Consider the following 20,379-nt stretch of genomic DNA (forward strand, 5'->3'; position numbering starts at 1 on the left):
TGAAGAAACTATAACTAGAATAACTTAATCTGGGGTTATTAATTTGTAAATCAACCCACGTTTCACAATTTGAACATTTTACATAGCCTCGAATTAGACTATGATTTCCTTAAGGATTATTTTGGTTACTTGGTTTATCAATAACCTAGGCCAACGGGACTCATCGATTAATGGATAATAACCAAGATACCACTACTGCAGATAATTACAGTTTGTGGAGAAAACTAGCACTACATAAAGGCTCTAGCAGCCTTTCCTTGCGCATGTTGTCCTATATACTCATCTGTTCTACTTTGCTGGCCATTATCATTACCCTGATCCAACTCAGCTACGACTACAAACAAGATGTGCAAGTTATTGAAGAAAGCATTGACCAAATCGAAGTCAGCTTTTTACAACCTATTGCTGCCAGTTTGTGGAATTTAGATGAAGAACAAGTTGAAGTGCAAATAGAAGGCATTATGAATTTGCCTAATATGCAGTATGTGCTGGTAAAAGAAATTTTAGGCTCTTCGGAAGTTCCCTTATTAGCTCGGGGGCGCTCGGCTGATCGCTACGATTTATCCCAAGAGTTTGAGCTGATATACCAAGGTGAGATGGTAGGTAAGCTGTTTGTTGCCGCTTCGTTAGAACAAGTTTACGAGCGTTTATGGCAAAAAGCCATGTTGATCCTAATTAGCCAAACCATTAAGACTTTAGTGGTATCGATTGGTATCTTGTTCATTATCTATTACGTGATTGTTCGCCATCTCAATACCATCGTTGACTATACCCGTAACTTAGACCTAGATAACCTAGGCGCCCCACTCGAGCTAGAAACCGGTGGAAAACTACGTAACGACGAATTGGGAGAGCTGGTTAACACGCTCAACCAGATGACGCAGAAAATTGATCATGAATTTGCCCAAAAACTCAAAGCCACCGAACAACTCGCTCATGAACGAGACTTCTCAGCAACCGTGATCAACGCCAGTAACGCGGTAATTGTTACTTTAGACAATCAACTGAATGTCATTACCGCCAACCCAGCGGGTGTGATGCTAACGGGCTTTCATCAAGAAGAATTAGAAGGGCAAAATTGGTTAAGTGTGTTTATCGACAACGATATGCGCGAGCAAATTGAAGCTGATTTACGCCAATTAAGGGTTATTCAAGACCAAGAACTCACCCTCACCGATCAAGCCAACAATCAATACACCTTGCTGTGGACTTTTGTGCCGTTCTACGAAGGCAACCATGTATCACGCATGATTGCTTTTGGTTATGACATTACTCCACTGAAACGGGTTGAAAATGAGATTAAAACCCTTAACGACGAGCTTGAACAAAAAGTACAATCTCGCACCGAACGCCTTGAAGAAAGCAATTTACAGCTGGCCAACGCCTTCGATAAACTAAAAAATGCCCAACAATCGCTGGTTGAAGCAGAAAAAATGGCTTCGCTTGGTGGCTTAGTGGCGGGTGTGGCCCACGAAATTAACACCCCCATCGGTATTAGTGTTACCGCCGCCTCATACTTGCAGGAGCAAGGTAAACAACTCGCCCAAAATGTCGAAACGGGCAAACTCAGCCGTAAATTCATGGAAGAACTAATTCAAAACTTAAATCAGTCTACCGAACTGCTCCTTAACAACCTAAGGCGGGCCTCTGATTTAATTAGCAGCTTTAAACAAGTTGCTGTAGACCAGAGCTCTGAAGCTTGTTACACCTTTAATCTCAACGAGAACGTGCATCAAGTTATTACCTCTTTAGGGCATAAAATACGCCGTTCAGGTTGCCAAATAGAGGTTAATTGCGACGACGACCTCGAGCTTTACAGCTTCCCCGGTAGCTTTACCCAAATTTACTCAAACTTGATTATCAACTCAATCAGGCATGGATTTGACGGTTGGGACGGAGAGAAACGTATTGACATCAATATCTCTCGTGAAAATGACCAACTACATATCGATTTCAAAGACTCAGGCCGCGGTGTTAATAGTAATATAGCCAAGCGAATATTTGACCCCTTTGTTACCTCAAAACGTGGCCAAGGCGGCAGTGGTTTAGGCACCCATATCGTTTACAATCTAGTAGTGCAATTGCTGAAAGGCCATATAGCCTTTGACAGTAAACCCAATGAAGGTGTGCACTTCTCTATTCGTTTGCCTTATCAAGCTCAAAAAGCTGATTAACATCAGGCTCTAGTACAGGCTATACTGCTGCAATATTTTGGCTCTACACGGAGTAAGACCCCTAATGAAAGAATTTGATTATTTGTGCATTGGCGCCGGCAGCGGCGGTATTGCCTCGGCTAACCGTGCCTCGATGTATGGCCAAAAAGTGGCGTTAGTTGAAGCTCGCCATGTAGGCGGAACCTGCGTTAATGTGGGTTGTGTACCTAAAAAAGCGATGTGGTTTGGTGCCCAAGTGGCTGAAGCAATTCATCGTTACGCCCCTGATTACGGCTTTGACGTTCAAGTAAATAAATTTGATTGGTCAACCCTAGTAGCTAGTCGCGAAGCTTATATTAAGCGCATCCATGGCTCTTATGACCGAGTATTAGGTAACAACGGCGTTACTGTCATCAATGGCTTTGCTAAATTTGTTGATGCCAACACCGTGGAAGTCAACGGTGAGAAAATTCGCGCTAAGCATATTCTGATCGCCACGGGTGGCCGCCCTACCATTCCTAATATACCGGGTGCAGAACTTGGTATCGACTCAGATGGCTTCTTTGCTCTAACCGAGCAACCTAAGCGAGTATTAGTCATCGGCGCAGGTTACATTGCGGTTGAGCTTGCTGGTGTCTTGCATTCTTTAGGTAGCGACACTCATCTAGCAGTGCGTAAACACGCGCCATTGCGTAGCTTTGACCCAATGCTCAGTGAAACCTTAGTTGAAATTATGGCTGAAGATGGCCCTAAACTACACACCAATAGCACACCCAAAGCCATTGAAAAACAAGCCGATGGTAGCTTAATCGTCAGTTTCGAAAACGGTAACAACTTACACGTTGATACGGTTATTTGGGCGATTGGCCGTGAGCCAGCCAACGACAAGATTAACCTAGAGGGTGTAGGGGTTGAGTGTGATGACCGCGGGTACATTAAGGTTGATGAATATTCGAATACTTCCACTCCGGGCATTTATGCCGTCGGTGATAACATCGGTAAAGTTGAACTAACACCTGTTGCAGTTAAAGCCGGCCGTTTGTTGTCGGAGCGCCTATTTAATGGCCAAACCAATGCAAAAATGGATTACGACTTGATCCCTACCGTAGTATTTAGCCACCCTGCCATTGGCACCATCGGTTTAACCGAGCCAGAAGCCATTGCCGAATTTGGTGAAGACCAGGTGAAGGTTTACAACTCAAGCTTTGGGGCAATGTATACCGCTGTCACTCAGCATCGCCAAGTCACTAAAATGAAACTCATTTGTGCCGGTGAAAATGAGAAAGTGGTAGGCCTACACGGTATTGGTTTAGGCATGGATGAAATTCTACAAGGTTTTGGCGTAGCCATGAAAATGGGCGCAACGAAAGCCGACTTTGACGCTTGTGTAGCAATACATCCAACCAGTGGTGAAGAGTTCGTCACACTGCGCTAAACACTCTGTATTTAATGGCTAAACCCGACCTAGGGTTTAGCCATTACTTTAGCAACACAATGTTCAAGTAACGATTTCGCCCCACAGCAGTATTTTCATTTACACTTACCGCCTTAAACAACAGATCACCTTGTTTTTTATAAATTTTTCACCCTTAGCATTTCGCCAGCTACACTATAAAATTATTGCCTTGATTTTTATTTAAAGGATATCGTCAATATGGACACCGTTTATGCCGTTGGTGAGCTTGAGTCTTTTTTAATTGCACTAACAGTGTTATTTCTTGGTCGGATTATTTGCCATTACGTGGCCATACTCAAAAAATACAATATCCCCGAACCCATTGTCGGTGGTTTAGTCATCGCCATTATCATTACCTTGCTTAAATTACAGGGTATTGAACTACGTTTCGCCCTTCCCTTGCAGAACATCCTTATGTTGATGTTCTTTAGCACCATTGGCTTAGTGGCCAACTATAAATTGCTGCTAAAGGGCGGCAGAAAAGTATTTGTGTTTCTGGGCATTGCTTCGTTATATATCGTTTTACAAAACGGACTTGGCGTTATTTTAGCCACCGCGTTAGGTTTAGAGCCGATGATGGGGCTATTTGCCGGCTCCATCACCCTTTCAGGAGGGCACGGCACTGGCGCAGCTTGGTCTCAGATATTTGCTGAAGAATACGGCATTCAAACACTGGAGTTTGCGATGGCCGCCGCTACGTTTGGCTTGGTCATGGGCGGGATTATTGGCGGCCCAGTAGGTCAGCGGCTAATTAACAAAAATAAATTGGAGTCACCGTTTTCTAAGGGAAAGAAACACCATAAAAACCACCCAGACTTAGTAACCTATAGCCGTAAAGAAGAAGATTTGGTAACACCAACGTCAGTGATAGAGGTGTTATTTCTGCTATTAGTGTGTGTTGTCGCGGCCAAATTTGCCAAACAAATAGAAACGGAGCTGGCCTTAAGTTGGCTCAAAATGCCCGACTTTGTTTATGCTTTATTTTTTGGGGTGATCATTGCCAATGCCAGTGAGCTCAGTGGCCGCTATGAGATCAACAACGAATGTGTTGATTTACTCGGTACCTTATCCTTATCCCTGTTTTTATCGATGGCCTTAATGAGTTTGCGCCTATGGGAAATTTTTGACCTAGCGCTCCCTTTACTGGTCATCCTACTTTGCCAAACGGTGATGATTGCCATTTTTGCCAGTTTCGTCACCTTCAAATTTATGGGTAAAGACTACGACTCCGCGGTAATTGCTGGCGGCCATTGTGGTTTCGGCTTAGGCGCAACCCCGACTGCGGTGATGAACATGAGTGCCTTAGTATCACGCAACGGCCCATCCCCCCCAGCCTTTATGGTCGTCCCCATTGTTGGCGCCTTTTTCATCGACATTGTGAATCTAATAGTGCTGCAAACTTATATTAGTTTTCTAAGTTAAGTCTCTTAAAACAAAAAACGAAGCATTACGCTTCGTTTTTCTTAACGCTCTAGCAGCTGACTATGCAGCGCTTCGTTTACGCCTCATCCAGCCTAAAGCACACAAGGCTAAACTCATCGTAAATAATGTTTGCGGCTCAGGAACACTGGCGTTAATCACCTGAATCGAGGTACTTGCTAACTCAGTTTGACCGTCATAGGCTGTAAGTACAATATCGTAAATCCCTGCATCCAGAGCATTAAAGGTATATGGGCCTCCATCAAAGAATTCCATGTTCCAAGAGTTTTGCGCCAAATGTAAACTAGCGATATTAGCCGCATAATTAGTAGGATCAGATATTCCTGCACCGTTAGCAGTCGTATTATCACCTAAAGCATGATCTGCAGCGCCACTATTGATCGGATCAAATGCCAAAAAATTAGTCCCAGCACTGGGGTCAAAGTCTATTTGTAGTAGGTAATTAAAGCTATCTAAGCTAGCCCCACTGCCATCAAAATTACTGTTTATTGACCACTCAAAATTCCATATGGCTGTTGATGGCGAATTAGGAGCAAAACCAAAGCCAGATGGAGGCGCGACATTATCAAACCGGTAAGTGCCATCACCATTACTGTTGAAGGTGTTTTGTGGAAGATTATTCTGGTCAAAGCGAAGCTTTGCCCTCAAACCTAATTCAAGGCCATTTTGTTGGTCAACAGTAAACGCTCCATTGGCGTTACCACTGCCAAAAATAACCTCATTAGTGACATTTTGATCATAGATAACCGCTGCAGATGCTGTAGTAGCGGCCCAAATAAGCCCCATTCCAATAACGACTGTACTTATTGTTTTTATTTTCATCTCGCGCTCCGTGCGTCAGGTAAGTTGCAGCTGCTCTACTGCATAAATCATTCCTCGAAAATAAACTCTTTAAAATCATCACCATAACAGCATGTAAATTAAAAGGTACAATATCAATAATATAAACTGTATAAATAGTTGACACAGTCAAAATAGACTGGTAGAGACATCGATCACAGTTATTCTCGTTTTACGCTAAACATACGATAAAACATCAATAAGCTTATGATTAATGATAAAACTGGAGTGTAAAAAAACCTGACAAAAGGCCAATGCCCAAGCATTGGCCATTAACATTACAACTTATTCAAAGCTTGGTTAATGGGGAACAATACGTCACAACCCAATTGCATCGCCCGCTCTGGCGACCAACCAAAGGCCTCATCGGGCATGTCTGCATTATCTTTAAACGGCATTTCAATGGTATAAGACAAGGTTTTAAACTGCTCACCTAACCAAGCTGCAGCGATGGTGAGATTGGCTTCACCAGGCTGGTCTTTATCGTAACCATGCTGGTCTTGAAAGTCTGGAGAGATAGCCATAAATGCTTGTTTAAAGGTTTCTTCTAATTGCTGATGACGCTGATCGTAACTGGGTATGCCTTCACAGCCAGCCACAAAGTTGTAGGGTAGATCTTCATCTCCATGTATATCGAGGAATAGGTCCCCGCCGAGTTCAAGCATTTTTTGTCGAACTAAAAAGACTTCGGGGCTGCGCTCCATACTCGGATTTTGCCACTCTCGATTCAAATTTGTTCCTACAGCATTGGTGCGTAAGTGGCCGCGCACTGAGCCATCGGGGTTCATGTTTGGCACCACATAAAAAACCGTGTTCTCCAACAGTTTCATGGCCAGTGGATTATCTTGATCTAGCAAGTTGCCTAACATGCCTTCAACAAACCATTCTGCCATGGTTTCACCTGGATGCTGGCGAGCAATAACCCACACTTTGTGTTGTGCTTGCTCGGGGTCACCAATGGTCAGTAAACTCATGTCGCGCCCGTCTAAGCTTTGCCCAAGGGTATTGAGATTTACCCGATAATCTTGCTGCATGGTGTGCAATAAATCTTGATGACGCTCGTAACTATATGGCGCAAAGTAAGCAAAATAGATACTTGGCTGCTCAAGCAATAAAGAAAAGCTTAGTTGCTCTCCATCAAAGTCTGCATCCACTCTAAACCATTCTTCTCTATCATAAGAAGCCACGACGCGATAACCCTGCCAACCTTTGGCATAAGCAGACTTACCCGCATTGATGATATTGAATTGGTAGTTTTGCTCTAAAGGTGCTTCAAAACGGAAGTGGAACCACTGAAAAAAATCTGATTGGTGGTCCTGTTTAATTTCAAGTTGGATATTTTGCGGGTCGTCTAACGCCACCACACGAATATTGCCACTATCAAAATGGTCGGTAATATACATCGCTGCCTCTCAATCATTAAGGGATCAATTTTTGATAGGCAGTATAGCCTCATAAACAAAATTTGAGGCTGTAAATAACGGTTGTTGAGTGCAATAGTTAATGACGCACGCTTCACGCGCAGGAAATAGCTAATTATCAGGGGTAAGCTGTTTCACTCTGAAATAACGAACGTCAATATCTTTATCCAAGGACAGTGCGCCTTCTAAGGTTAGCGACTCATCTTGCTGGGGAGGTGTATTACCAAAATCAATCGCTTGCTGATGTACTTCTTCTCCGGTTTGATCGATCAACACCAAGAACAAATCTTGCTCTATTGGCCCTGCCACCAACAACTGGTAGTTTACATCGACATGCTTACCTATCTTGTCTGTCGCTTCAAAAAAGGCAGAACGCACATTTTGCTGGTCTGTAGCGATTAAGGTATTAAACGCGAAAATGCGTAACTCTGGATGCGCTTCTTTGTTGAGTTCAAAATTATGCTTGCGCTCTGCCAATAAAGCTTCTTTCAATAATAGGTTTTGATCTTCACTGATTTTTACATCGACCAATACCCCTTCATAATCATCTTGAAGTTGGCTATAGGTTGGCAATATAGCCATCAGCGAAAAGCCTGTTGTAAACGCCACAACCAAGGCCCCTAAGCTTATCCATCGATACTTTTTAAGATGCCGATAGGCCTTTTTATAATGCTGATGACGCGCTTTATGGTGTTCATAACGTACTTGTAAGCTAGCGCCAGAGCGATGAGGCTCCGCCGCTTGAAGATCAGATGATGAGCCTGCTTCACTGTCATCTGGTAGGTCTGTCATAGACATTATCTCTTCCCTAAGATTGTCTGAGTATATGGGGTCGACCAGCGCCTTAAAAAAAGCAAATCGAGCTGTGCTTATTTGAACATAGCAGCAATATTAAAAATAGACAGTAACTAAGATTTTTAGACACTTAGTTAACAATCTTAGTCGCGGCCTGCGAGCAAATAGTCACAAAGAACTACACTTTGTACCTTTACTGAGTACAATAAGCGCCAATTTAGTGAAATCAAAGGGGATGGAATGGCCATTCAATGGTATCCAGGGCACATGCACAAAGCCCAGAAACAAATTAAAGAAGTGATGCCAAAAATCGATTTGATTATCGAGGTATTGGATGCACGCATTCCCTATAGTAGTGAAAACCCTCTGGTAGCCACCTTACGCGGTGACAAACCCTGTATCAAAGTACTGAATAAAAGTGATTTAGCCGATCCCATTGTTACAGCGCAATGGCAAGAATACTTCGAGCAAGAGCAAGGTGTGAAAGCCATCCCTCTATGTACAATTCAAGGCAATCAAACTCAAGATTTATTGGCCTTGTGTCGTAGCATGCTACCCAATAAAGGAGGCGTAGATAAGCCTATTCATACCATGATTTGTGGTATCCCTAATGTGGGTAAATCAACCTTAATTAATGCCTTGGCAGGTCGACAAATTGCTAAAACAGGTAATGAGCCCGCAGTCACTAAAAACCAACAGCGGATCCGCTTAGACGGAAATATCATCTTATCTGATACCCCCGGAATTCTGTGGCCTAAGTTTGACAATGTCGCCAGTGGTTACCGTTTAGCCGCAACCGGTGCCGTAAAAGACACGGCAATGGACTATGATGACGTAGCCGCATTTGCCTGCGAGTATTTATTAGCAGCCTATCCAGAAGCACTTAAAACACGCTACAAGCTAGATGAACTGCCTGAGTCTGAAGTGGTATTGATGGAAGAAATCGGTAAGTTACGCGGCTGTCTGGTACGCGGCGGACATGTTGACTACGTAAAAGTCGCCACCATTATTCTCAATGAGCTACGCGATGCCACCATTGGGAGAATTAGCCTAGAAACGCCTGCAATGGTCGCGGTTGAAAAGGTGGAAACAGCGATTATTGTGGCTGAAAAAGAAGAACGTAAGAAAATGGTAGAAGAGCTTCAAAAGAGTAAAAAGCGCATGAGGCGTCGTAAAAATAGTTAGCGCTTGCACTACCGTTAAGTAAACAGCACAAACAAAAACACCACGCTATACGTGGTGTTTGTCATTCAAGCAAAGCGTTTATTTGATCATGTAGGCAATAACGTCTTTAATTTCGTCTTCGGTACAATCACCACAGGTTCCTTTGGCTGGCATTGCACTAAAGCCGTTCCATGCATGATTAAACAAGGTTTCTTCACCTTGTGCTATACGTGGTGCCCAAGCAGCGCTATCCCCTTTCTTCGGTGCGCCTGCTGCGCCTGTGCTGTGACAAGCAGTACAGTAGGTGTTATAAACCGTTTCACCATCACGCGGTCCACTTGCAGCAGCGGGAGCTTTAGCGACGTCTAACTCACCATCAAGGTAAACTTCACCAACCGGCTTAATTCGCTCTGCAATCGCGTCATCTGACATATCGGCAGCAAAGGCCGAAGGCAGTATTGTTAAACCAATCGACAATACCAATGTTTTCCAGTTTAAAAGCTTCACCCTTATCTCTCCTCATCGTGCCTACTGACCGTAGTATTCGGCATCCTTGTCATTATTGGCAAAATTATACCCGCTATTACCCTGAGGTTAAACCATTGTAAAAACGAATATTAGTATGATGTGTCTGGCTTGTTACCTAGCTTGGGTTTTTAAGTATATCCCGCCAAGGTAATTGTGGGTCACCTAATGATATAAAATTAGGGTTTTCTAGTGATTCACGCAGGTTGTAACTAAGGTCACGCAAGTGCAAATCAAGCAATGTTCCACCCGCTTCTTGTAAGATAATTTGTGGCGCCCCGGTGTCCCACTCACCGGTAGGCCCTACTCTGATATAACAATCAGCCGCACCTTCTGCGACCATACAGCTTTTCAAACTGGCACTACCCAGAGGGTAAAGCTTATAACGATAATCACAATTCAAAATAGCCTGTAATAGCGCAGGACGTTGCACTCGACTGGTGGCTACACGGATCTGTTTTGGTACACCCTGGTAATGCTGGCTGCGTATAGGGGTGCGGATACCGTTTTGCTCTTTAAAGGCTCCTTGGCCTTTTACTGCTGCATACAACAGCTGCACAATCGGACCATACACCACACCTAGCACGGGTTGATTATCATGAACTAAGGCGATTTCGGTGGCGAAATCACCACTACCAGAAACAAACTCTTGCGTGCCATCTAAGGGATCGACCAACCAATACGTTTGCCAATGCTGTCGGTCGGCTAGGCAGATATCGGCTTGCTCTTCAGACAAAATAGGAATATCGGGGGTTAACGCGCTAAGTTTGTCCATAATGAAATGGTGGGCGGCATAATCAGCGGAGGTGACCGGCGTGGCGTCCTCTTTAGTTTCGCTAACAAAATCGCCTTTATCGTAGATATTACGAATAATTTCACCCGCACCACGGGCTATTTCAATAACATCAGGCAGTACACTTGCAGGGTCAAACATCCTATTTATTTCTCGCCTTTTTCTGCTTCAACCATTTTTCTAACAGCAACAATGACGCAACACTGCGGGCCTCAGAAAACTCTTTTCGACTATATAAGCTGTCAATATCATTCAAGGGAACGTTAATCACTTCTAGCGGCTCTGGTTCATCGCCTACTAATACACTGGGCGTTAAACCTTGAGCGATAAACACTGTCATATGGCTAGAGAAATAACCTGGCGCCACCGATAACTCTGTCAACAGTTGCAAACTATCGGCTTTAAAGCCAATCTCTTCTTGTAGCTCTCGATTGGCGGCATCAATTGGCTGCTCACCAATATCCACCAAGCCTTTCACAAAGCCTAGCTCATAACGCTCTGTGCCGGCAGCATATTCACTAATTAACAACAGCTCATTTTGTTCTGTTATCGGTAGGATCATTACCGCACCTTGGCCTGAACCAACTAATCGTTCGTAGAACCTTCGCTCACCATTGCTGAACTCAAGATGTAACTCTTCGATTTTAAAATAGCGGCTTTCGGCTGCAATTGCGCTGTCTAACAATCGAGGCGGATGATGCTTGCTCATCGCGGTTCCTACTATCATTCACTTACCATCATTGTTACATTGCTGTTAGAAGCACTCAAGGATTAGCGAGCAAGAATGTTTGACTGGACCCAAATAGACACCGTTTTACTCGATATGGATGGAACGCTTTTAGATTTGCACTACGATAACTACTTCTGGATGCATTACCTGCCTATCTCGTTTGCTCATCAGAACGGTGTAAGCGTAGAACAAGCCAGAGCGCGCTTGTTTGCTGATTATGAAACCGTGTCTGGCACTTTAGATTGGTATTGTTTCGATTATTGGAGCAATAAAACCAATATAGATATTCGTCAGCTGAAAACCGATGTAGAGCACAAAATTAAGTGGCGAGACGACGTGAAACCATTCTTAGAAGCCTTGGGTCAGGTAGGTAAACAACGTATTTTACTGACCAATTGTCACCCTGATGGCCTTACCACTAAGATTAAAGTAACCGGCTTAGATAAATATTTGGATACTTTGTACAGCGTTCATCAATTCGGCTATCCCAAAGAAGCGCCAGAGCTATGGGACACGTTCATTGCACACCACCCATTTGACCCCGAACGCACTTTATTTATAGATGATAATGAACGGGTGCTTGATCAAGCGAAGAAGTTTGGTATCAAGCATTTGTTAGGAATCCGTAACCCTGATTCAATGCAAGCGAGCAAGGTATTTGAGCATCACCCCTCCATTGACGATTACCACCATTTCACGAAAGAATTACTCGCTTAACCAGCGATTAAAACAGCTAGCGAAGAGGCCGCTAGCTATTTTGCTTAACGGGGTAAACGCCCCTGCTGCTTAAACCGATAGAAACCTTGAGGATCGGGGCGGCCAATAAACTTAAGGTTATTGCTGATACTTCTTGGCATCTGAGCCCCCGCTTTTATCTTGCCTTCAGCCAGCCAATTAGGTTGGCCAACAGAAGCTAGCAGCTCAAGTTCTAGCTGAGCATCTTTATGATTAAGCACAATGCTTGGTTGACCATCAATGCAACTTAACTCAGCGTTAGCATTATCTAGCGGTAACTCGCCCAGCGGAGTAACAACTAATGGGCCTAACCAGCGTAATTGACCGGCCAATTGTTCGCACCACGGGCTACCTTGGCTCGCTTCAGCTAAATCCAATTGAATATCGCCCTCTAGGGACAAGGGCAAAGGCAGTGGTACTTGCTCTATTAGCCAACTTGCTGGGGCCTCTAACTGCCAGTCTTTAACAAACCAGCCTGAGAAGCTCATTCCAACTACACCCTGACCTTGCAACTGCTTGCTATCATTGAGGGTCAATTGAGCACTTAAGCGACCTAACAACAATGAGGCGGGCTTAAAGTCCCAACTCACTCTGTTTAGAGTGAGTTGCGGTAGCTCAACGCTCAAAATTTCACCCTGCCATAGCGAACCACTAGGTTGATTTAGTTTCACCTGTTTGGGTATGGGCAGGTAATTTATCGCCACCGCCAGGGGTGTGGTGGCCACTAAGCTGACCAAATACACCGTTACTAATAGCAACGCTAAACCAATATACTTCTTCATTCGGCCTTACCTAAACGTAATCTACGCACCCCAACGATACCTTGAGGTTTGCCTTCATCTAAATCGACATTTTTCACAATAATACCGTAGCGTTTACTGAGCATGTCTAACCACGCCAACAGCTGATTGAACGCAATACTGTCAATCCACACTTCTACTTCTTCATTTCTTGGTTGAATGCGAGTAATCGTAATACGCTGCTGACGCGCCGTGCTACTGACTGCTTGGCTCACCTTCACCGAAGCATCACTTTTAGCAGAACGTCCATTGGCGATGATATGCGCCCCTTGTTGCTGTGCCCATAACAAGGTTTCTTGCTGGCTAATTAATTGTTGTTTGGCACTTTGATTAGCGTTAACCACCGGTGACCAAATGCCCCAATACAGTATTGCTATTGCACACAGCACACTGGCAATCATAACCAAGTCTTGTTCACGCTTATTTAAGCTTTGCCACCACTGTTTCATGAAGACTTCCTAATAATTAAGGTACCTACTACCGCACCGGCTTTATTACTCAAGGTGCCTTGTTCGGTAGTAAAAGGCTGTACTGCTTGTCTGAATTGTTCAAATACTTGGAAATTTTTAGCCTGAGCCTGCAAGCGGATCTCTCCCTTACTATGGTCATAGCGTAAACTCAGCGGGTCTAAATCTCGGTGTCTATCAAACGCGCTTGATAGGTGAACCATCATCATTAGGAAATCCTGCGGAGACTCTTGGCCTATATCGGCTATAGCCTTGCGAAAATCACTACGGATCCGGCTATCTCTAACCCGCGACACTTCCGGGAATACTCGCTTATAGACTTGACGAATGTTGTCATTTACCGCAGCAATTTGTTGCTGTGTATTATAGGTCTCTACCAACTGATGGGTTAGCGCTAACGTAAAGCAAATACCAGCGGCAATAGCCACTTTACGCCAGCGCTTTAGAATAGCGGTTAAAGGATTACTACTGGCGTATTGTCCTTGTAATAAATTGAATTTGTTCTTATGGCTGCCATCAGCTAATAGCTTCATTGCTAATTCAGGAGAACGAGCACTCCAGTCTAAGCCCGTCACTTCAAGTTCCGGCGCTGGGCTGTAATGCTGAATAGACAACTCTGGATACTTGTTAGCCAGCAAGGGTAAAGCGACTGATAACCAGCTTTGGTCGATACTAATGGCATGGTCATCGCTAAAGCGAAATAGCCACTGCTGGTTAAGCTGAATGGCTGAGGCTTGACCTGCTTCGGGCTTTGGTAGACACATGCTATCCACCAGCCAAGTTTGACTGTGGATCCCCGCCGTTTCTAGCATATCTTGCCATAGCGTCATTTGTTGGTGGCTCACACAGGCAATATCAATCGTGTCTTTTGCCTTACCCACTAAACATACGTGCAAGCTATCTGGGTCTTGAGCTAATTGCTCTTCCAGCATAAAAGAAACCACTTGCTGCCAAGAGCGTTGGGCACTTTTGGGTAGTGCTAACTGGTGCATAGTGATATCAGCAGCAGACACTAACACCAATACTCGGCGATGGTCGGCCTTTTCTTTTAACAAGGCTAACTCGGCGCTGCTACTGAGCTCCCCAGCAGCAATCACTTCTTGTTCGCTGTCAGACCACACAATCCAGTTAATAACATCTTTGTCATTGCTGGGTAAGCGCAATATCAGTTGCTCGCTCATAGCTCACCTCCATAACTTCTGCGGATTAGCTTAAGATCAGAGGTGCCACTGCGTTGAATAACGCTGGTCATTTGTGCTTGTCCTTGTTCATTTTCTACTTGCAGTTTCGCCATAAAATAATTTGAATTCAATGAAAGTGTCTGCCTTAAGCCCGGCAACGTTAAGGGGATTGGCGCTAAGGCTGGATGGGTCATTAACTCATCCAAGGTACGATAGCCTTCATCGGGTCGGTCATTCAAGACTTGTTGCGCGCCAGTGTTATCTAGATCAGGATAAAACAAGGCTTCTAGCAGTTGAGGCTGGTCCACAGCGATAGTATTCACATTAATGGCTAAGCTTGCTTCAGGGATGGCACAGATATAGGGCGCTACGCGGCGATAAATCGCCGCAGTTACCCCATAAACTGCTCGAAATTCACTGCGGTCAACCATCGGCATATTCGACGGTAAATAGGCCGGGCTTAAACCTTCGTAGGTGCTATCTTCTGCACCTTGTTGGTGTGGAATAGTATCGCTATCAATCCAATCTCTAGTCGCATCGGTGATCTGTTCTGCGGTATAAGCATCTACCCCAACAGCCACCAATAAACCGATAAACTGATCAGCAACTTTAGGAGGCTGTCCGTCAGTTTTATTAGGCTGACCTAGCGCATTAAGATTAAAACAGGCTTGTAAATCAATCATTTGTCCTTTGATTACTGAGTCTTCCACCGGAAAAACCATGCCTTCGGTTGCCCAATATTGACCAAGATGCACCCGGTCGTCATCTTCCAAGTCTTGTTTTAATACTTTGAAAGCAAAAGCTTCGGCACCCGCCAATAACCAATTTGATTTTAACGAGTGCTGTAAATTGGTGGCTCTGGCTAAGTCTAATTGTAAGCGCTGGCTAAATTGAGAGGCTACCACCACCATTACCGCCAAAATCAACATCACCGTAAGCAAAGCAACCCCGCGCTGGCGTTGCAAAGACCCAATAGCTTGGTTCATTAGGTGCCCTCCGGGGGAGGTTGGCTACCCGAGTTGTTGCCATCACCACCATTACTCGTATCGTTACCACCTTGATTAGCATTACTGTCTAACTCTTCTTGCGCTTGGGTTGCCGTTGGGGCACGGCTTCCTTCAGGAGTTAAGAACACGCGGCGTAACTCTCCAAAGACTTTATGCCTAAACGTTACTTCTACGCCACGAGGTAATTTACTGGTATTGGAAAGCTCATCGCTCCAACCTGTAGTGCCATGAAAGCGAAAACTTAATTCTTCAACACCGTCGAGTAATACCATTTCTCTGGGTTCATAACCCACCACAGCATCAGGGTAGTTATAAAAACGCTTTACTAACTTTTCGTCTTTTAGCAGGTAAGCAACTCTTTGAACATTTGAACGCCTGAGCACCGAAGCCGGGTTACGCCAACCTAAGGTGACAAACTCGATGCCCATGTCATCGCTTTCTAGCAAGTATTTCCCGGCCAAGACTAAGGGGCGCTGTTCTTCGGTTTCATCTCGCACTGCGCGAGGGGCCATTTGATTAAAATCACGCTGCATCAAAAACATCGCCCGCTGCAACTCACGCAAACGCTCTCCGTGTTTTTGTGAAATTTCATCACTGCGCATAACCCCCTGCAGCACCTGATAAGCAGCCATAGTGAGTAGGGCAAAAATAACAATTGCCACTAGCATTTCTAAGAGAGTAAATCCGCGTTGTTTCATCAGCGACTCACATAACTAGTAACTTCGGCCAGCGCTGTTTTCTCTTCGGCGTTGCGATACACAGAAATGGTGACGGCAATAAAGTTGCTGTCGGCAGTTGCCACGCCTTGCGAGCGCCAATGCCAGTCGTTATCGGCAAACCGGGTAGTACCTTTTTTACTGGATGTGCCAGGCCAAGTATTGCTCAGTTTTAACTCGGCCATTTGGTTATCGGCGATCCAAAGGGCAAATGACTTATCTTCGAGATAACTCAGGCTGCGCAAATTCTCAGAGGCACTTTTCATCACTGCGGTTCCCGCGATGGCCAATACCGCTAAGGCAACCATCACTTCTAATAGCGTCATCCCGGCTTGTGTTTTCATTGCGACTCTTCTCGAGAAATACTGAGTTGCCCCAAATCATCACTACTGACCGCCCAACGGTTATTACTATCCTCGTAGGCAAATATCAGGGTGAACGGTGTGACTTCGCCGCTACTTAGCACCAATACCTGCGGAATAATGCTTTGTGTTACTTCTTCGGTGATAAAATCTTTTTCAAATAAGCTATTGTCTTCAAAACCCAAGCTGCCAGTACCAAAACTTTGCTCTTGCTGATCGGTATCTTCAAGGTTGAGTTCCAAAAAATAGGGTAATTCGAATGTTTGCGGTTTAAAAATGCGGTCTTCAATTTTTACCCAGCGTTGCTTTTCCATTCGCACAAATTGGTAGCTTTCAGCGTCACTGAAGACTCCGTAGTCATAACCGGTAAGCAAGGCTCGCTCTTGGGCATATTGTACTAAGGCTGCTAAACGCTTGGCTTGCTGCTCAATCACTTTCTGTTCACTAGTGCCAGACACCGACATCACTACCGAATAAATGCCTATCGACATTAACAGCAGTACTAAAATCACTTCCAGCAAGGTAAAACCTTGCTGGCGTGAACGAGAACTTATCCGCGGTTGGCGCAACTTACTGGTCTAAATTCCAGTTACCAATGTCATCATCAGTGCCTTCTTCACCATCAAAACCGGCACTGAAGATATCAATGCGGCCTTTTTCACCTGGGCTAATTAAAATGTAATCATTACCCCAAGGGTCTTTTTGTAGGCGACGTAGGTAGCCGTCTTCTGGATAGTTACGAGGCTCTGGGCTTGAACTAGGTTTAGTCACCAACGCATCTAAGCCTTGGTCTGTTGTTGGGTAACGCGAATTATCCAAACGATACATATCTAAGGCATTTTCTAGGGCGATAATATCTGTTTTCGCTTTTTGAATGTCGGCTTTTTCTTTATTACCCAACAAGTTTGGTACCACCAAACCAGCTAAAATACCCAAAATAACAATTACTACCATCACTTCTAGCAAAGTAAAACCTTGGCTAGCTGAGCGGGTACCCTTTAACTTTTGCATGTTCTTACTCCGAAATCCTAGTATGGGTTATAACCCAACCATGTTATTAAGTTCTAAAATAGGCAACAAAATCGCCATTACGATAAATAGCACAACCCCAGCCATAGTCACAATCAAGGCGGGTTCAAATATCCCTAACGCTATATTTACTTGCATCTCAAACTGGCGATCTTGGTTATCGGCAGCTCGCTCAAGCATTCCTTCTAATTCTCCTGAGCGCTCACCACTGGCAATCATGTGTAACATCATTGGTGGGAACAATTTAGTCGCCTCAAGTGATTGGTGCAGGCTGCCCCCTTCGCGAACTTTAGCGGCGGCATCGAGTACTTGAGCACGAGCATAATCGTTGGTCAGTACTTCACCAGCAATGCCCATACCTTCGAGTAAGGGTACCGCACTGGCGTTTAAAATACTTAAGGTGCGGGCGAAGCGAGCGGTATTTAGCCCTTTACTCACTTTGCCCACGACGGGCAGCGACAAAATGCGCTTATGCCAGGCCATTCTTATATTGTCTTTTAGTAGCAAACGCTGCCAAATCACCATGGCTAATACAATGACCACCACAAAAATTAGCCCATAATTACTGACTAACTCACTGACAAAAATAAGGAACTGAGTAGCATTGGGCAACTCTTGCCCCATATGTTCAAACTGGGCAACAACTTTAGGCACCACCGATACCAACAAGATAGCAATCACTAATACACACACGGTGGTAAGCACTGCTGGGTAGATCAGCGCTTGCATGGTTTTCATGCGCATTGCTTGTCGTTGTTCGGTATAGTCGGCTAATCGATCAAGTACCTTATCTAAATGGCCCGACTTTTCTCCCGCAGCCACCATCGAGCAATACAATTTTTCAAACACATCGGGGAAGTCGGCCATACTGTCAGCCAAACTATAGCCTTCAACTACCTTGGCGCGTACCCCCAAAATAATACTTTTGAGTTTAGGTTTTTCGCATTGCTGCCCCACCGCTTTTAATGATTCTTCAATCGGCATGGCGGCGGCCACCAACGTGGCTAATTGACGGGTTAATAACGCTAAATCAGAAGTACTGACCTTGCGGCGCACAGCGACAAAGCTAGATTTTTCTTTTTGGCCTTGCTCTGCCACCTGAGTAATTTTCAGCGGCGTAAGCCCCTGCTCACGCAAGCTGGAGCGAACCTGACGAGGAGTATCGGCTTCTAATACGCCGTTAGACTTTTTACCTTTCGCATTAAAGGCTTGATATTCATATGCTGGCATTAGGCTAACTATCCTTCGCGGGTAACCCGCAATACCTCTTCTAAGCTAGTAATACCTAGCAGCACCTTAGCAACACCATCTTGGCGAATGCTGGGACAACTGCTGCGCACCAATGCTTCTATGTCTTGCTCACTACTGCCTGAATGGATCATTTCTCTCACTTCATCGTTAACTGGCAATAGCTCATGAATACCGGTTCGGCCGCGATAACCGGTATTATTACAGTGCTCGCACCCTACCGGCCGATATACCGTTGCGTCTTTGGCAATATCGAGTAACTGATGCTCGCGCTCACTCACCACGTGGGCTTCGCGACACTCTGGGCACAAGGTACGCACTAAACGTTGCGCTAACACAGCTAGCAAGCTCGACGACAATAAGAAAGGTTCAACCCCCATGTCCCGTAAACGCGTGACCGAGCCAATGGCCGTATTGGTATGCAAGGTAGATAATACTAGGTGTCCGGTTAAACTCGCTTGCACCGCAATTTGAGCGGTTTCTAAGTCACGAATTTCACCAATCATCACGACATCAGGATCTTGGCGTAAAATGGCCCGCAAACCGCGTGCAAAGGTCATATCCACTTTGGTATTAACCTGAGTTTGGCCGATCCCTTCAATGTTATATTCGATGGGATCTTCTACGGTAAGAATATTGCGGTCTTTACTGTTAATTTCGCTTAAGCCAGCGTACAAGGTGGTACTTTTACCAGAACCGGTTGGGCCGGTTACCAATATAATGCCGTGTGGCTTTTTCAGTAACTCGCTCACCACATCTCGGTGTTTTTCAACCAAGCCTAAATTGGCCAAGTTTAAGCGAGCATTGTTTTTATCTAATAAACGTAAAACCACCCGTTCGCCGTGGCTAGATGGCATGGTTGATACACGCACATCCACCGCGCGCCCAGCGATACGTAATGAGATACGGCCATCTTGAGGGATGCGTTTTTCAGCAATATCTAAACGCGCCATAACCTTAATACGAGACACCAATAAGGCGGCTAGCTTACGGTGAGGGCGTAATATTTCGCGCAATACACCATCAATACGAAAACGAATCACCAAAATAGACTCGAAGGTTTCAATGTGAATATCACTGGCGCCTTCTTTAATCGCTTCAGCTAACATCGCGTTAATCAACTTAATGATTGGCGCGTCGTCTTCTGACTCCAATAAGTCTTCGTTTTCTGGCAGTTCTTCAGCCAGAGTGTAGAAGTCCATATCGTTGCCGATATCTTCCATCAACTGACGCGCTTGAGAAGAGTCTCGCTGGTAACCTTCGGTGAGGCGTTGCTCAAACTCATCATCAGATAAAGCTTCACACTCAAACTCGTGTTGTAACACTCGGCGAATTTCTAACAGCGCATTGAGCTCAAGGCTTGAATTATGGTAAACCCGCCAAGCATTGTGTTGTTTCTCTAACATTACGCCATAGGTTTTAGCAAACATATAAGGCAGCTGCCAGCCTTCAATGCCTTCCATATGAGGCGTATCAGACACCAGCGCCTTTTCATCCTCTAGCGAATTAAGCTCTGC

General features: G+C 44.8%; 21 protein-coding genes. 5 read left to right on the forward strand and 16 right to left on the reverse strand.

The features are described from left to right. The first annotated feature begins 170 nt into the window (after positions 1-170). The 3 genes from M0C34_RS18725 to gltS all read left to right on the forward strand — a co-directional run bounded on the left by M0C34_RS18725 (position 171) and on the right by gltS (position 5,031). Entirely contained in the window at positions 171-2,174 is a 2,004-nt protein-coding gene (locus tag M0C34_RS18725) for an ATP-binding protein (RefSeq protein ID WP_248713172.1), read from the forward strand. A gap of 64 nt (positions 2,175-2,238) precedes the next feature. After that, positions 2,239-3,588, forward strand: a complete 1,350-nt coding sequence (gene gorA, locus M0C34_RS18730) for a glutathione-disulfide reductase (protein WP_248713173.1) — start codon at positions 2,239-2,241, stop codon at positions 3,586-3,588. Positions 3,589-3,807: 219 nt separating this feature from the next. After that, a complete protein-coding gene (gene gltS, locus M0C34_RS18735) occupies positions 3,808-5,031 on the forward strand; it encodes a sodium/glutamate symporter (protein ID WP_248713174.1) in 1,224 nt (407 codons plus the stop codon). 60 nt (positions 5,032-5,091) lie between these two features. Here the strand turns inward: gltS and M0C34_RS18740 are convergent, their stop codons facing one another. From M0C34_RS18740 to M0C34_RS18750, 3 genes are all read right to left on the reverse strand, one after another. Further along, entirely contained in the window at positions 5,092-5,871 is a 780-nt protein-coding gene (locus M0C34_RS18740) for a PEP-CTERM sorting domain-containing protein (protein WP_248713175.1), read from the reverse strand. Between the two features lie 296 nt (positions 5,872-6,167). Then, positions 6,168-7,292 (reverse strand): M14 family metallopeptidase, encoded by a 1,125-nt coding sequence (locus M0C34_RS18745; RefSeq protein ID WP_248713176.1) that lies wholly within the window; start codon positions 7,290-7,292, stop codon positions 6,168-6,170. Between the two features lie 129 nt (positions 7,293-7,421). Next, entirely contained in the window at positions 7,422-8,108 is a 687-nt protein-coding gene (locus tag M0C34_RS18750; RefSeq protein ID WP_248713177.1) for a hypothetical protein, read from the reverse strand. Positions 8,109-8,345: 237 nt separating this feature from the next. Between M0C34_RS18750 and ylqF the strand changes: the two genes are divergently transcribed. Further along, positions 8,346-9,290: a ribosome biogenesis GTPase YlqF gene (ylqF, locus tag M0C34_RS18755; RefSeq protein ID WP_248713178.1), complete on the forward strand. Its 945-nt coding sequence runs from the start codon at positions 8,346-8,348 to the stop codon at positions 9,288-9,290. 78 nt (positions 9,291-9,368) lie between these two features. Here ylqF and M0C34_RS18760 read toward each other — a convergent pair whose 3' ends face one another. The 3 genes from M0C34_RS18760 to nudE form a co-directional block, all read right to left on the reverse strand. Beyond that, complete coding sequence (locus M0C34_RS18760; RefSeq protein WP_248713179.1) at positions 9,369-9,776, reverse strand: c-type cytochrome; 408 nt, start codon at positions 9,774-9,776, stop codon at positions 9,369-9,371. Between the two features lie 136 nt (positions 9,777-9,912). After that, entirely contained in the window at positions 9,913-10,728 is an 816-nt protein-coding gene (cysQ, locus tag M0C34_RS18765; protein WP_248713180.1) for a 3'(2'),5'-bisphosphate nucleotidase CysQ, read from the reverse strand. 1 nt (position 10,729) lies between these two features. Beyond that, the gene (gene nudE, locus M0C34_RS18770) at positions 10,730-11,296 is read right to left on the reverse strand and encodes an ADP compounds hydrolase NudE (RefSeq protein WP_248713181.1); all 567 of its coding nucleotides are present in this window, start codon (positions 11,294-11,296) and stop codon (positions 10,730-10,732) included. 75 nt (positions 11,297-11,371) lie between these two features. Here nudE and yrfG point away from each other — a divergent pair, with 75 nt between their 5' ends. Next, on the forward strand, positions 11,372-12,034 hold the full coding sequence (gene yrfG / locus M0C34_RS18775; protein ID WP_248713182.1) for a GMP/IMP nucleotidase: 663 nt from the start codon (positions 11,372-11,374) through the stop codon (positions 12,032-12,034). Positions 12,035-12,078: 44 nt separating this feature from the next. On the opposite strand, the gene M0C34_RS18780 is transcribed toward yrfG, so the two are convergent. Genes M0C34_RS18780 through gspE form a run of 10 tightly spaced genes read right to left on the reverse strand, consistent with a single transcriptional unit; the run spans position 12,079 to position 20,325 of the window. Further along, positions 12,079-12,834, reverse strand: coding sequence for a type II secretion system protein N (locus M0C34_RS18780; protein WP_248713183.1), 756 nt, complete (start codon positions 12,832-12,834; stop codon positions 12,079-12,081). Then, the gene (gene gspM / locus M0C34_RS18785) at positions 12,831-13,301 is read right to left on the reverse strand and encodes a type II secretion system protein GspM (RefSeq protein WP_248713184.1); all 471 of its coding nucleotides are present in this window, start codon (positions 13,299-13,301) and stop codon (positions 12,831-12,833) included. The genes M0C34_RS18780 and gspM overlap by 4 nt, the downstream gene beginning before the upstream one ends. Continuing rightward, positions 13,298-14,500 carry a type II secretion system protein GspL gene (gene gspL / locus M0C34_RS18790; RefSeq protein ID WP_248713185.1) on the reverse strand — a complete coding sequence of 401 codons (1,203 nt, stop codon included), beginning with the start codon at positions 14,498-14,500 and terminating at the stop codon, positions 13,298-13,300. Before gspL ends, gspM begins: the two co-directional genes overlap by 4 nt. Continuing rightward, positions 14,497-15,486, reverse strand: coding sequence for a type II secretion system minor pseudopilin GspK (gspK, locus tag M0C34_RS18795; RefSeq protein ID WP_248713186.1), 990 nt, complete (start codon positions 15,484-15,486; stop codon positions 14,497-14,499). The genes gspL and gspK overlap by 4 nt, the downstream gene beginning before the upstream one ends. Continuing rightward, positions 15,486-16,205 carry a type II secretion system minor pseudopilin GspJ gene (gene gspJ / locus M0C34_RS18800; protein WP_248713187.1) on the reverse strand — a complete coding sequence of 240 codons (720 nt, stop codon included), beginning with the start codon at positions 16,203-16,205 and terminating at the stop codon, positions 15,486-15,488. Before gspJ ends, gspK begins: the two co-directional genes overlap by 1 nt. Continuing rightward, positions 16,205-16,567 (reverse strand): type II secretion system minor pseudopilin GspI, encoded by a 363-nt coding sequence (gene gspI / locus M0C34_RS18805; protein ID WP_248713188.1) that lies wholly within the window; start codon positions 16,565-16,567, stop codon positions 16,205-16,207. Before gspI ends, gspJ begins: the two co-directional genes overlap by 1 nt. Beyond that, positions 16,564-17,154 carry a type II secretion system minor pseudopilin GspH gene (gspH, locus tag M0C34_RS18810; protein WP_256469292.1) on the reverse strand — a complete coding sequence of 197 codons (591 nt, stop codon included), beginning with the start codon at positions 17,152-17,154 and terminating at the stop codon, positions 16,564-16,566. Before gspH ends, gspI begins: the two co-directional genes overlap by 4 nt. A gap of 1 nt (position 17,155) precedes the next feature. After that, the gene (gene gspG / locus M0C34_RS18815; RefSeq protein ID WP_248713189.1) at positions 17,156-17,596 is read right to left on the reverse strand and encodes a type II secretion system major pseudopilin GspG; all 441 of its coding nucleotides are present in this window, start codon (positions 17,594-17,596) and stop codon (positions 17,156-17,158) included. 27 nt (positions 17,597-17,623) lie between these two features. Next, positions 17,624-18,844 (reverse strand): type II secretion system inner membrane protein GspF, encoded by a 1,221-nt coding sequence (gene gspF, locus M0C34_RS18820; protein WP_248713190.1) that lies wholly within the window; start codon positions 18,842-18,844, stop codon positions 17,624-17,626. 8 nt (positions 18,845-18,852) lie between these two features. Next, on the reverse strand, positions 18,853-20,325 hold the full coding sequence (gene gspE, locus M0C34_RS18825; RefSeq protein WP_248715666.1) for a type II secretion system ATPase GspE: 1,473 nt from the start codon (positions 20,323-20,325) through the stop codon (positions 18,853-18,855). Between the last annotated feature and the right edge of the window lie 54 nt (positions 20,326-20,379).

The organism is Agarivorans sp. TSD2052 (assembly GCF_023238625.1).
Lineage (GTDB): Bacteria > Pseudomonadota > Gammaproteobacteria > Enterobacterales > Celerinatantimonadaceae > Agarivorans.